General features: G+C 70.8%; 14 protein-coding genes. 9 read left to right on the top strand and 5 right to left on the bottom strand.

Annotated elements, in window-relative coordinates:
* Nucleotides 1-72: 72 nt before the first annotated feature.
* Nucleotides 73-1,194: a CaiB/BaiF CoA transferase family protein gene (locus tag Pth03_RS15715; protein WP_203945002.1), complete on the top strand. Its 1,122-nt coding sequence runs from the start codon at nt 73-75 to the stop codon at nt 1,192-1,194.
* Between the two features lie 80 nt (nt 1,195-1,274).
* Nucleotides 1,275-1,937: a nitroreductase family protein gene (locus tag Pth03_RS15710; RefSeq protein WP_203945001.1), complete on the top strand. Its 663-nt coding sequence runs from the start codon at nt 1,275-1,277 to the stop codon at nt 1,935-1,937.
* A 161-nt stretch (nt 1,938-2,098) separates the two neighbouring features.
* Here Pth03_RS15710 and Pth03_RS15705 read toward each other — a convergent pair whose 3' ends face one another.
* The gene (locus tag Pth03_RS15705; protein ID WP_203945000.1) at nt 2,099-2,575 is read right to left on the bottom strand and encodes a GyrI-like domain-containing protein; all 477 of its coding nucleotides are present in this window, start codon (nt 2,573-2,575) and stop codon (nt 2,099-2,101) included.
* A gap of 105 nt (nt 2,576-2,680) precedes the next feature.
* Here Pth03_RS15705 and Pth03_RS15700 point away from each other — a divergent pair, with 105 nt between their 5' ends.
* The 5 genes from Pth03_RS15700 (at nt 2,681) to Pth03_RS15680 (ending at nt 8,609) form a co-directional block, all read left to right on the top strand.
* A complete protein-coding gene (locus Pth03_RS15700; RefSeq protein WP_203944999.1) occupies nt 2,681-4,120 on the top strand; it encodes a GuaB1 family IMP dehydrogenase-related protein in 1,440 nt (479 codons plus the stop codon).
* Nucleotides 4,121-4,190: 70 nt separating this feature from the next.
* Nucleotides 4,191-4,883 (top strand): YflT domain-containing protein, encoded by a 693-nt coding sequence (locus Pth03_RS15695; RefSeq protein ID WP_203944998.1) that lies wholly within the window; start codon nt 4,191-4,193, stop codon nt 4,881-4,883.
* Nucleotides 4,884-5,081: 198 nt separating this feature from the next.
* The gene (locus Pth03_RS15690; RefSeq protein ID WP_239119071.1) at nt 5,082-5,456 is read left to right on the top strand and encodes an FKBP-type peptidyl-prolyl cis-trans isomerase; all 375 of its coding nucleotides are present in this window, start codon (nt 5,082-5,084) and stop codon (nt 5,454-5,456) included.
* 101 nt (nt 5,457-5,557) lie between these two features.
* Nucleotides 5,558-7,030 (top strand): glycosyltransferase family 39 protein, encoded by a 1,473-nt coding sequence (locus Pth03_RS15685; protein ID WP_203944996.1) that lies wholly within the window; start codon nt 5,558-5,560, stop codon nt 7,028-7,030.
* 46 nt (nt 7,031-7,076) lie between these two features.
* Nucleotides 7,077-8,609, top strand: coding sequence for an ATP-dependent DNA ligase (locus tag Pth03_RS15680; protein ID WP_203944995.1), 1,533 nt, complete (start codon nt 7,077-7,079; stop codon nt 8,607-8,609).
* Nucleotides 8,610-8,645: 36 nt separating this feature from the next.
* Here the strand turns inward: Pth03_RS15680 and Pth03_RS15675 are convergent, their stop codons facing one another.
* Nucleotides 8,646-9,188, bottom strand: coding sequence for a DUF1707 and DUF4870 domain-containing protein (locus tag Pth03_RS15675; RefSeq protein ID WP_239119070.1), 543 nt, complete (start codon nt 9,186-9,188; stop codon nt 8,646-8,648).
* A gap of 194 nt (nt 9,189-9,382) precedes the next feature.
* Here Pth03_RS15675 and Pth03_RS15670 point away from each other — a divergent pair, with 194 nt between their 5' ends.
* Nucleotides 9,383-9,733: a hypothetical protein gene (locus tag Pth03_RS15670; RefSeq protein ID WP_203944993.1), complete on the top strand. Its 351-nt coding sequence runs from the start codon at nt 9,383-9,385 to the stop codon at nt 9,731-9,733.
* A 126-nt stretch (nt 9,734-9,859) separates the two neighbouring features.
* Here the strand turns inward: Pth03_RS15670 and Pth03_RS15665 are convergent, their stop codons facing one another.
* Together Pth03_RS15665 and Pth03_RS15660 are read right to left on the bottom strand one after the other, a co-directional pair.
* Nucleotides 9,860-10,942, bottom strand: a complete 1,083-nt coding sequence (locus Pth03_RS15665) for a DUF4192 domain-containing protein (RefSeq protein ID WP_203944992.1) — start codon at nt 10,940-10,942, stop codon at nt 9,860-9,862.
* 127 nt (nt 10,943-11,069) lie between these two features.
* Nucleotides 11,070-11,594: an NUDIX domain-containing protein gene (locus tag Pth03_RS15660; protein ID WP_239119069.1), complete on the bottom strand. Its 525-nt coding sequence runs from the start codon at nt 11,592-11,594 to the stop codon at nt 11,070-11,072.
* 182 nt (nt 11,595-11,776) lie between these two features.
* Here Pth03_RS15660 and Pth03_RS15655 point away from each other — a divergent pair, with 182 nt between their 5' ends.
* On the top strand, nt 11,777-12,226 hold the full coding sequence (locus Pth03_RS15655; protein ID WP_203944991.1) for a protein-tyrosine phosphatase family protein: 450 nt from the start codon (nt 11,777-11,779) through the stop codon (nt 12,224-12,226).
* Nucleotides 12,227-12,262: 36 nt separating this feature from the next.
* On the opposite strand, the gene Pth03_RS15650 is transcribed toward Pth03_RS15655, so the two are convergent.
* Nucleotides 12,263-12,694: an SRPBCC family protein gene (locus Pth03_RS15650; protein WP_203944990.1), complete on the bottom strand. Its 432-nt coding sequence runs from the start codon at nt 12,692-12,694 to the stop codon at nt 12,263-12,265.
* Nucleotides 12,695-12,734 lie beyond the last annotated feature (40 nt).

Genomic DNA, 12,734 nt, shown 5'->3' with positions numbered 1-12,734 from the left:
CCGAAGTCTCGCACGCTCCAGAAACATGTTCTACTGGGCGCAGAAAACGTACGCCCCTTCGAGGAGATGTGCATGGAACAGCCCCGGAAAGGCCCACTGGCCGGGGTGCGCGTGCTGGAGCTCGCCGGTCTCGCCCCCGGCCCGTTCGCCGGGATGATGCTCGCCGACCACGGTGCCGAGGTGCTGCGGATCGACCGCGTGACGGCCGTGAGCGACGAGCCGCGTCACGACGTGATGGACCGCGGCAAGCACACCATCGGCATCGACCTCAAATCTCCCGCCGGCGTCGAGGCGTTCAAGAAGCTGGCGGCCGGCGCCGACGTCGTGATCGAGGTGTTCCGGCCGGGCGTCGCCGAACGGCTCGGCATCGGACCCGACGACCTGCGCGCCGTGAACGACCGGCTGATCTACGCCCGCATGACCGGCTGGGGCCAGGAGGGGCCGCTCGCTCCGAGGGCGGGCCACGACATCGACTACATCGCCGTCTCCGGAGTGTTGTCGATGCTCGGGCGGGCCGGCGGCAAGCCGACTCCCCCGATCAACATCCTCGGCGACTTCGCCGGCGGCGGCCTCATGCTCGCGTACGGCGTGCTCCTGGCCCTGTTCGAGCGGGAGCGCACCGGCAAGGGGCAGGTGATCGACGCCGCCATGGTCGACGGAGCGGCGCTGCTGTTCTCGATGTTCTACGCCGGCGTGCAGAACGGCTCCTGGGGCTCGCGGGGCACCAACCTGCTGGACACCGGGGCCCCGATGTACGACACGTACGAGACGTCCGACGGCGGATACCTGGCGGTCGGCCCCCTGGAACCCCAGTTCTGGGCCGAGATGGTCGCCCGGATGGGCCTGGACGACCTGCCGAGCAGGGACGACCAGGCCAACTGGCCACGGATCCATGAACGGCTGACCGAGGCGTTCCTCACCAGGACCCGGGCGGAATGGGAGGCGGTCTTCGAGGGCTCCGACGCCTGCGTCTCCCCCGTGCTGTCGATGGACGAGGCCCCCCGGCACCCGCACAACCAGGCCCGCGGCACGTTCGTCGAGGTGGAAGGCGTCGTGCAGCCGGTTCCCGCGCCCCGGCTGCTGGGCAGCGGCACCGGCGGCCTCGCCCCGGCCACGCGCCTGCGTGACCTGAGCGGCTGGGGCCTGCCGGAGGAGGAGGCCGCGGCCTTGCGCAAGGCGGGCGTCCTGGCCTGACCGGCCCCGATCACTCCATGTGTCCCCGAAACGCGTTCACGCCTGTTTCACCCCCCGACCCGAGTAAGGGATGACCCCCCATGAGCATGGACATCTTCGAGGCGCTGTACACGACCCGGGCGATGCGCCGGGTGAAGCCCGACCCGATCCCCATGGAGATCCAGAAGCGCATCCTCGACGCCGCCGTACGGGCTCCCAGCGGCGGAAACGCGCAGGGATGGCGTTTCATGCTGGTGGACGACCCCGGGGTGAAGGCGCAACTCGGGCCGCTCTACCGGGACGCGCTCGGCACCCTGTACCAGGGCCACTACAAGGCCGCCAGGGAGAAGGCCGAGGCCGAGGGCGACGAGCGCACGCTCAGCGTGATGAGGTCGTCGATTCACCTCGCCGACCACTTCGAGGCCTACCCGCTGCTGCTGTTCGCCTTCACCAGGAACGACCCGAGCGGCGGCTCGATCTACCCCTCGGTGTGGAGCGCCCAGCTCGCGGCCCGCGCGTTCGGGGTGGGCAGCGCGCTGACCACGGTGCTCGGCCTGTTCCACGGCGCGGAGGCGATGCGGATCCTCGGTGTGCCCGAGGGCAAGGGCTGGGAGATCGCCTGCACGGTCACCTTCGGGTTCCCGACCGGGCGATGGGGCGTTGCCCCGCGCAGGCCGGTGCACGAGGTGAGCTTCCGCAACCAATGGGGCGAGCCGGTCGGCTTCGAGATCCCCGAGCCGCTCTGGCCGTCGGACAATGCATGATCACGGATGACGTCGTCCCAGGTCGGTCGGGGTGCCCACGAACTTCTGCATGATCACGTACGGCGAAGCCGCAGGTGAGAGGGGACATCTCCGAACTTCTGCATGATCACGGATACGGGCCCGAGCCTCTGCATGATCACGGGCACGGGGGGTGGGGCGGGTCAGGCGTCGCCGAAGGTGGGCAGGACGGCGATGTAAAGATCGGCGGCTCCCGCGCGCTGGTGGACTTCGAGGTCGGTGGTGAACGCCCTGGGCGGCTGGCCGCCCGACTCGGTGTGCTTCCACACCTGTTGCCAGGCCTCCAGCAGGGCTCCCGGCATCTGGCCGCGGGCCTCCACCCGCAGCGAGCGCACCCCCGGCACCCGGACGGCGACCATGCCCTCGGGCAGCCGGGCGGCGGTGTGCACGGCGATTCCGACGATCTGGGTGAACACCCCGTGGTGGTCGCTCTCGTAGTCGGTCAGCACCGCGTAGAGGTTCTCGTCGACCCGACTCGGCACGTGCGCGAAGGCCCCCGGCGCGCTCGCCCGCCCCCAGAGCCCCGGCAACTGGGCACGGGACGGGTCCGCCTCCGCGGCGTTCGACGTCCGTATGGCATGGCCGACGACGAGCAGTTCCGGCCGATCAACGATCTCCACCGCTCCCCCTTTCAACCGGGTAAATGTATACGGGCGTACAGATGGCTCGCGCCCTCTCCCCTGTGGAATGGCAGGTGGGGCGGTCACGACATAGGCTGGACAAACGTGCGATTCCTCAACGATGTGACGCCGCCCTACGATCTCACGTACAGCGACGTGTTCATGGTCCCATCACGGTCGGCCATCGGGTCGCGACTTTCCGTCGACCTGACGACCGCGGACGGCGCCGGCACCACCATCCCCGTCGTCGTCGCCAACATGACGGCCGTCGCCGGCCGCCGGATGGCGGAGACCGTCGCCCGGCGGGGCGGCATCGCCGTCATCCCGCAGGACATCCCGATCGACGTGGTGACCGACGTCGTCGACTGGGTCAAGAGCCGGCATCTGGTGCACGACACGCCTCTCACTCTGACCCCGCACGACACCGTCGGGGAGGCGCTCAACCTCCTGCCCAAGCGGGCGCACGGAGCGATCGTCGTGGTCGACTGGGAGAACCGCCCGGTGGGCGTGGTGACCGAGGCCGACTGCGGCGGCGTCGACATGTACACCCAGCTCTCCCAGATCATGACGGCTTCGCCTCAGACGCTGCCCCAGGAGACCGACCCGCAGACGGCGTTCGAGGCCCTGCACGAGGGCCGTCACCGTCTGGCCCCCATCGTGGACGACGAGGGGCGCCTGGTCGGCATCCTCACCCGGACCGGCGCGTTGCGGGCCACCCTGTACCAGCCCGCGGTGGACGCCCGGAACCGGCTGCGCGTGGCCGCCGCCGTCGGCGTCAACGGCGAGGTGGCCTCCAAGGCCAAGGAGCTGCTCGACGCGGGCGTCGACCTGCTGGTCGTCGATACCGCGCACGGCCACCAGGAGAAGATGATCGCGGCGCTGCGGGCCGTACGGGCGCTCGACCCCGGCGTGCCGATCGCCGCGGGGAACGTCGTGACCGCCGAGGGGGTCCGCGACCTGGTCGAGGCCGGCGCCGACATCCTCAAGGTCGGCGTGGGCCCGGGCGCCATGTGCACCACCCGCATGATGACCGGCGTCGGCAGGCCGCAGTTCTCCGCCGTCCTGGAGTGCGCCGCCGAGGCCCGCCGACTGGGCCGCCACGTCTGGGCCGACGGCGGCGTCCGCCACCCCCGCGACGTCGCGCTCGCCCTGGCCGCCGGCGCGTCCAATGTCATGATCGGCTCCTGGTTCGCCGGGACGTACGAGTCTCCCGGCGACACCCGCACGGCCGCGGACGGCCGCAAATACAAGGAGAACTTCGGCATGGCCTCCGCCCGTGCCGTACGGCTGCGCACCGTGGACGACACGCCGTTCGAGCGGGCCCGCAAGGCGCTGTTCGAGGAGGGCATCTCGACGTCGCGCATGTACCTCGACCCCGTGCGGCCGAGCGTCGAGGACCAGATCGACGAGATCGTCGCCGGTCTGCGTTCCTCGTGCACGTACGCGGGAGCCGCCAACCTGGAGGAGTTCCACGAGCGGGCGGTCATCGGCGTCCAGAGCGCGTCCGGGTACACGGAAGGCATGCCTCTCCACCAGAGCTGGTAAGGACGCGCATATCGGGCCACCGTCGGGTAGTGCCGTCTGGAGACGACCGCACAACCCGACGGAGGCGAAGATGTTCGGATCTCCCGCCAAAGCGCCTGCCGCGCCGTTGGTCGACATGCGGCCACTAGCCGGCTTCCCTGACTACGCGTCGGCGCAGCGCATGGTCGACGCCCTGTCCGACGCGGGCTTCCCGGTGGAGACCAGCGCCATCGTCGGCAGCGACCTCCGCCTCGAGGAGCGGGTCACCGGCAGGCTGACCACCGGTCGGGCGGCTTTGCACGGCCTCGAGAGCGGAGCCGTGATCGGCCTGTTCATCGGCCTGTTCCTGGGCCTGTTCACCGCCACCACCATCTCGTTCATCGGCATCGTCATCTGGTCGGTCATCTGGGCGGCCATCGTGGGCGCCATCTTCGGAGCCGTGACCCACGCGATGCAGAAGGGAGCGAGGGACTTCTCGTCACGGAGCGCGATCGTCGCAGGCCGGTACGACGTGCTCGTGGCGGCACAGATGCTGGAGCAGGCGAAGGCCGTGCTGGCCTCGTCCGGCGCGGTGCCGGGCGGCCCCGGCCAGCCCGGGACCACGCACACCGGATGGGGGCAGCCCGGGACCACGCACGGCGGACCCGCGCAGCCCGGCCCCATGCACACCGAACCGGGCGGCTCCGGACCCATGCACGGACGGCCTATGCAGGGCCCCGACCACAACCGTGGCGACACCGGCAGGGAGCCCGCTCCGGACTTCCGCCCCAATCACCCGCAATAGGGCGACCGCGGCAGACCCGCGCCGGGAGCTCGGACGAAGCCGGAAATGCCGACTTCGCGGGCATCTGGCTGTGGGAGAAGCCAATCGCCGGCGACGCCCTTCCCGCAAGACTCGGGGAGGGCGTCTGGGGCGTGGGCGATCTTCGGTAGAGTCGTTCGTCGGCCGAAAGCATTCGGCGAGACAGAACAGGAGACCCACGTGGCACTCGAGAAGCCCGAGATCGACTTTCCGGAGGGCGCTCCTCCGGAGGACCTCGAAATCGTCGACCTCGTCGAGGGGGACGGCCCCGAGGCCAAGGCCGGGCACACCGTGACCGTGCATTACGTCGGCGTCGCGTTCTCCACGGGCGAGGAGTTCGACGCGTCCTGGAACCGCGGCACGCCGTTCCAGTTCCCGCTCGGCGGCGGCCGGGTCATCGCCGGCTGGGACCGCGGCGTCGCGGGCATGAAGGTCGGCGGCCGCCGCCGGCTCACGATTCCCGCCCACCTGGGTTACGGCAACCGCGGAGCAGGCAACGCCATCAAGCCGGGCGAGACGCTCATCTTCGTCGTCGACCTGCTCGGCGTCAGCTGATCATCAGCTGACGCCCAGCGGGAGAACAGCAGGTCATCAGGCTTGATCGGAAGGCCATCCGGGGCTGGCCCGGGTGGCCCTGTGCCCGCCATGATGACCGGGTGACAGCGATCGCCGACGTCCGCGAGGACGTCCGGCTCCCCCCGTTCGCCCGTACATATGCCGGCGGCATCGCCGCGGCGACGACGCTCCTGCTGCTCGCGGTCTCCCCCTGGTACGGCTACCACCGCGACGAGCTCTATTTCCGGCTTCTGGGTGAGCACCCGAAGATCGGCTACTTCGACACCCCGCCACTCACGCCGATGATCGCGCGGGTTTCCACCGCCTTGTTCGGCGACACGGTCGTGGCGCTGCGGGTCGTGCCCGCGCTCTGCACCGGGGCCTTGATCGTTTTGATCGCCCTCATGGCACGTGAGCTCGGCGGTGACCGGAGTGCCCAGGTTTTGGCGGCCGCCGGCACGGCGACGGGACTGCTCCCCCTCGTCGGGGGACACACGTTGCTGACCCTCACGCCGGATCTTGTGCTCTGGACGACGGTCGTGGTGATGCTGCTCCGCGTGCTGCTGCGCGGAGACGGGAGGTATTGGCCGGCGATCGGCCTGGTCTCCGGCGTCGCCACGTACAACCGCGACCTGATCGTCATGCTGCTCGCCTCGGTCGGCGTCGGCGTCCTGGTGGCCGGGCCCCGGCGCATCTTCGCCGACCGGCGTCTGTGGCTGGGCGCCCTGATCGCCGTGGTCGTCGCAGCCCCCAACCTGATCTACCAGATGACACACGGCTGGCCCCAGTTCCAGATGGCCGCCGCGCTGGGGGCCGACGACGGGGCGAACAACAGGGTCACCTTCGTCCCCCTGCAGATCCTGTTGCTGGGCGTGCCGCAGTTCGTCATCGGCATCGCGGGATGGCGGCGCCTGTGGAGGAACCGGGCGACCCGCGCGCCGGCCATCGCCTACCCGGTGGCGTGCGCGTTCACCCTCTACTCCGGCGGCCGTCCCGACTACGTCGGCGCGTTCCTCCTCTACCTGTTCGCCGCAGGATGCGTCTCCGCCGCCGGGTGGCGGCTGCGCGGCCTGACGGTGGGGGCACTGGCCGTCAGCGGGGCCCTCATGGCCGTCGTCGCGCTTCCCGTCGTCCCCGCCGCCTCCCTGGATGGGAGCCCGGTCGCCACGATCAACGAGGTGGCCCGCGAATCGGTGGGCATGCACGACGTCGCCGACCAGGTCGCATGGGTCGTACGGACGCTCTCGCCCACGGACCGGGCGCAGGCCGTCCTGCTCGCCGGCAACTACGGAGAGGCGGGGGCCTTCGACCGATGGGCGGGCGACTTCGGCCTGCCCAAGGTCTACAGCGGTCACAACGAGTTGTGGTGGTGGGGCCCGCCGCCCGAGACGGCCCGCGTCGTCGTGGCGGTCAACTACGACGAGCGTTTCCTGTCCGCACGCTTCGCGCGGTGTTCCACGGCCGGGTCCCTCCACGGCATGCCGGGCGAGGAGGACGGCGTGCCGATCGTCGTGTGCCACGACCCCCTTCGACCATGGCGGGAGATGTGGCCTGACATGCGTCATTACAGCTGACAGCCCGACGTGGGCACTCGACGGCCGGGTAGGGCAGGATGACGGTGTGTTGCTGATTGACCTCGCCCGGACGTCCTCGGCCGTGGCCTCGGACAGCGCCCGCCTCGCCAAGATCGCGCATCTGGCCGAGCTGCTGGGCAGGGTGGGGCCCGACGAGGCGGAGATCGCCGTCGCCTATCTGTCCGGAGAGCTGCCCCAGCGGCAGATCGGTGTGGGATGGCGGACGCTGCAGGACCTCCCGGATCCCCGGCAGGTCGCGACCGCCACCCTCACCCAGATCGACTCCTTCCTTCAGCGGATCAAGGCGCAGACCGGTGCGGGATCACAGGCGGCGCGCAGAGCTCTGCTCGACGAGCTGTTCGGCGTCGCGACCCGTCAGGAGCAGTCGTTCCTCCAGCGGCTCCTGACGGGGGAGCTGAGGCAGGGGGCGCTCGACGGCGTGATGATCGAGGCGATCGCCAAGGCCTCGGGAGCCCCCTCGGCCGAGGTGCGCCGGGCGCTGACGCTGCGCGGCTGGTTGCCCGCCGTCGGCGCCGCCGCGTTGCGGGGCGGCGTCGAGGAGTTGCGCGCGTTCAAACTCGAGGTGGGCCGGCCGGTCGCGCCGATGCTCGCCCAGAGCGCCCCCACCGTCACCGCCGCGCTGGAGAAGATCGGCGGGGCCGCCGCCGTGGAGTGGAAGCTCGACGGCGTGCGGGTGCAGGCACACCGCTCCGGCGACCGGGTCTCCGTCTTCACCCGCACTCTGGACGACATCACCGGCCAGGTCCCGGAACTCGTCGAGGCGGTGCTCACCCTTCCCTCAAACGACTTGGTGCTCGACGGCGAGGTGCTCGCCCTGCGGCCGGACGGCAGGCCCGAGCCGTTCCAGATCACCTCCGGCCGGGTGGCCAGCAGGACCGACGTCGAGGTGCAGCGCAAGGCCGTGCCCCTCAGCGTGTTCTTCTTCGACGCCCTCCGGGCGGACGGCGCCGACCTGCTCGACCTGCCCGACGAGGAGCGGCACGCCGCATTGGCCGCCGCCGTGCCGGCCGAGCTCCTCACGCCCCGCCTGGTCACCGCGGACGCCGAGGACGGCGAGGCGTTCTTCGCCGAAGCCCTACGGCGAGGCCACGAGGGCGTGGTGGTCAAGTCGCCGCAGACGCCGTACGCGGCGGGCCGCCGAGGCGCCGGGTGGATCAAGGTGAAGCCCCGGCACACGCTCGATCTGGTCGTCCTGGCGGCCGAGTGGGGCAGCGGGCGGCGCAGAGGATGGTTGTCCAACCTCCATCTGGGTGCGCTCGACCCGGAGACCGGCGGCTTCGTGATGCTCGGCAAGACCTTCAAGGGGCTGACCGACGAGCTGCTCACCTGGCAGACCGAGCAGTTCCTGCGCCTGGCCACGGGGCCCGCGGACGACTGGGTCGTCACGGTCAAGCCCGAACTCGTGGTCGAGATCGCCTTCGACGGCGTGCAGCGGTCGAGCCGCTACCCGGGTGGGATGGCGTTGCGGTTCGCCCGCGTGTTGCGCTACCGCCCGGACAAGCGCGCTGAGGAGGCCGACACGGTGGCCACGGTACGGGCGATCATGCCCCAGTCCTGAGCCGGCTTTTTCACTTTTCGCGCAGTCGTTTCCCGGTCACTTGACCAGGCGGACCGTCAGCGGGTAGCGGAAATGCCCGCCCGCGAGGGCCGAGACGCCCGCGACGACGGAAAGGACGATTCCGACGATCCACAGGAACGGCAGAAGGAACACGCCGACGACGGTGAACATCAGCGCCAGGCTCCCGCCCAGCATGGTGAGGTGGAAGTTGAGCGCCTCCGCCGCCTGCTTCCTGATGAAGGGCGACGACCGGCCCGCCAGCAGCACGATCAGCGGGCCGATGACGAAGAACCCGAAGAGCGACAGCAGGTGGGCCATGCCCCCCGCCAGGCGATCGCCTGTGCCGGCGACGTCCGGCCCGCAGCCGGGCTGCGGCGGGCGCGGCGCGTAGTCGACGCGCGGGCCGTACAGATCCGCCAAGATCGGCGCGAGGTCTGCATGGGTGCGCGCGGTCATCGCACGATGAAGGCGCTCATCCATCTCGTCCTTGTCCAGCCTGCCGTCGGCGTAGGCCGCCTTGACATGCTCGACCACCTGATCACGCTCATGGTGACCCACCCTGAGCCCCGGATGAGCCATGGGCGCCCTCCCCTGCCACGCTGGTGTCGCTGCCCCCGGCATCCGCATATGCCTTCCGTCGGTGGAACGCTCTTCCTTCGAGTCTGCCTCCATCGTCGTCGGCTGCGGCGGAGGGCGCATCGGGGAATTCCCCGAGCCGTCCCCGACTTCCCTCCTTAACACCGCTGTGATGTTCGCGAAGGTATACAAGGGCTATGAGATGGCGCGATCGCTACGGGATTCGGCGGCTTCGCGGCCCCCGGGTCGCCAAGTTCGACCGTGAGGCAACCAATTCAGATATCGAAGCACTCATCGAATTCGCCAAAACGCGGCGGGGCGTGGAGTTCTACGTCGAGCCGGAAACGTTCGCGACCGACACCACCGCGGTCGCCGTGGCACACGACGGCGAGTGGACACGCCGCCGCGTCGGATCCCCCGCTGTGATCAGGAAGGTCGCCAGGGACCTGGCCCTGCCGGTCTACGACGTCCAGCTCACCGGATATCCGGCCCGGATGCGCGCCTACAACGAGCGCCGCCGCCAGGCGGAAAGCGGCGAGCACGCCTAGACCCTCCCTCGCACCGGTCCGGCCGGCCCCCGGCCGCGTCACCGACGTGTCCTCTTCCGCCCCGGCGCCGTCGCGCGCGGAGGACCAGGCCTGAGCGATCTGATCTCCTGCCCTGCTCCACCCGGTCTAACTCGCCCGCGCGCCCGGCTCCTCACCGAAGGCGTCGCCCAGCGTGTCGTCCAGGACCTCGAGCAGGGGGCCCAGCCAGGAGGCTCTCGGCGTGCCCATCTCGGCGTCCAGTTCTTCGGAGGTCGGCATGCGGTCGCGCAGCGCCACGGGGGACAGCAGGTTGTTCAGCGCCTGGCTGAGCAGCCGGGCCATCGAATATCCGGGATCGGCCGCCAGAGCGCGCTCCAGGGCCATGCCGGCCAGCGCGCAGTCTCCCGATCGCCAGGCCGCGGCGGCAAGCAACGAGGCGGCGGGCGCGGCATGACGGGGATCGAGCCGCCGAGTCAGATCCGTCCACAGGGCGATGTGCGCGTCGCGGTCGTCAAGTGACGCCCACGCCTCGTCACGCACCCGTATCACCATGAGGTCGAATCCCAGCCGCGCCGCGGCCCGGTCGTCCAACCGCCCGCCGGAGTCGTAGAGATCGATCGCCTCGCGCACCCTGGACAGGCCTTCCGCCACGAGTTCGGCCGCGAGCCCGTTCGCCGGCCGTCCGCCCAGCCGGGACCGCAGGCACACGGCCTCCGCCCGTGTGGCGTCCCGCATCGCCGCCCCTCCTGACGGGGTGACGGAGCTTCGGAGGGCCTCGCGATCGGGCAGCGCGACGAGGCCCCGCACGACCGCCTCGGCCGCCACCGGGCTGGACACCGGGTCGTACGGCATGCCGTCCTCGGGGCAGCACACGATGGTCTCGCAGGCGTACGACCAGTAGCGCCCGTCCTCGGCCCGCAACGCCTCCATCACATGCACGCCCGCCTTCTCCAGCAGACGGCCCACTTCGAGCACGGGGGCGTCCACCACGTCTTCGGGGCCGTAACCGACGATCACGGCCATGGTGATCTTCTCTCGCCGGAGCAGCGGGCCCAGCTGCTCCAGGCCCCGCGGCTCCGGCCGCAGATCCCACCGCGTGGTCAGCAGGAGCTCGGTCCCGCCGAAGCCCAGCACGACGAGGCTGTCGGCCGGGTGGAACCCGACGACGTACGGCACGGCGGCGAGGATGTCCGACGGGGTGCGGAGCGTGAGCTTCGGAATGACTGTCATGGCCGGAAGCCTGGCTGCGGCCCGCCCACCCGCTGCGGCCGGAATCTCGTTCTGTGGACAACCCCCGAACGCCCGCGCGCCGCAGACGGATCGCGATATTTCGCCACCCGTCAGCGAAGGGGGCTTTCTACCCTGTTTGGCCTCCTTCGCCGAGGATCAGGCGCCGGTGCCCCTCCTGCAGGCCCTGCGGCAGATCGGCGGGCGCGAACCACTTCGCCTCAAGCACCTCGAACCCGTCGGCCTGGATCGTGCCGCCGACGAGCCGGGCCGTGTAGGCCACCTCCAACCGCAGCTTGAAGCCGCTCCTCAGATACACCAGGTCGCCGGCCGCGACCTCCAGGCCGGTCTCCTCACGCACCTCGCGGACGACGGTGTCCTCGAATCTCTCGCCCCTGACCGCATACCCGGACGGCAGACCCCACTGGCGGCCTTCCGGCCAGAGCCGGTGCCGGAGAAGGAGCACCCGGCCGTCTCCGTCTCGCACGATCCCGGTCACCCCGACCATGAACTTCGCATGGAAGATCCACAGGATCCGCCATTGGAGCGAGCCCCCGATGCTCCGCCAGAGCCGGGCGATCAGGCTTTTCACGGTTCTCCCCCCGATGATCAGGCCGAGCCCGTCCGGAGTTCCGGTCGCCGGCGCGGTGTTCATGGGATCGGACGGTCCACAGGCTGATCCGGGAACCGACCCGGCGCCATTCGTCCGATCTTGAGGGGACCTTACGCGATCACCGCCGTCCGGTCGGCAGCTTCCCCCCGGCAGCCCGCGCCGGAGACAGGCCGAGCCTCACCGGAAAGCCGGGGACGGCGGCGGCCGCACGCGATAATCGCCGGATGACGGCATTGCTCACCGGGGCGATCCAGATCCCCGACGGCGCGTGGATCAGGGGCCGGGGGCTGCGCGACCCCACTCCCACCGGCCCGGTTCCCGACTTCGCGCTCTACCTCGGCACGTCGCTCCTGCGCCGCCGTCACGAGGCCGCCCTCACGTGGCCGCACGAATGGGTGGCCTGGCCCGACTTCCTGCTCCCCCTCGACCGTCAGGCGGCCGCCCGGTCCATCACCCGCCTCCACGACCTGGCACGGGCGGGCCGCAACGTGGAGGTGGCCTGCAACGGGGGGATCGGCCGCACCGGCACCGTCATGGCCTGCCTGGCCGTACGCGCGGGCCTTTCCCCTGATGAGGCCGTCGGATGGGTGCGCGAGCACCACCATCGCCGAGCGGTCGAAACGCCCTGGCAGCGCCGGTGGGTGGCGTGGTTCGCCGTGCACACCGGTTCGTGAGCGACCACCGCCGGCTGCGCAAATCTGGCCGGGAGATCAGACGGCGTCTTCGACGGCGCGGCGGAGATCGTTCAGGTGCTCCCGCCAGCCCGCCCGGTGTTTCGCGGCGAGGATCTCGGGATCGGGCAGCCCGTCCCAGCCCGTGTGCCGGACACCGACGCGCGTCACCCCGCCGGACTCCCCGAGCCGCACCTCCACCATGGTGGTGGTCTGCCATCCTTCGTCCGCCCAGATCAGGGCCAGCAGCCGGTCTTCGACCGCCTCGATGACCACGCCGGTGGTGACGACCTCCCGGCCGTGCTCGTCGGTCCATCGCTCGGTGAAGCGCCCGCCCACGACCGGGTCGAGCTCCATGCCGGGCCACCAGCGGGAACGGAGCTCCGGATCCGCGATCGCCTGCCAGACGGCTCGAGCGGGCGCCGCGACGGCGATCGACTCGTCCACCACGACGTCAGATTGTCCGCCCACGATCACGCATCGTACGGGTCCAAGGTCACCGGCGGCCACG

The sequence above is a fragment of the Planotetraspora thailandica genome, assembly GCF_016863335.1.
GTDB classification, from domain to species: Bacteria; Actinomycetota; Actinomycetes; order Streptosporangiales; family Streptosporangiaceae; genus Planotetraspora; species Planotetraspora thailandica.
Note: the sequence above shows the minus strand (reverse complement) of the source record. Positions and strands in the feature narration are given on the sequence as shown.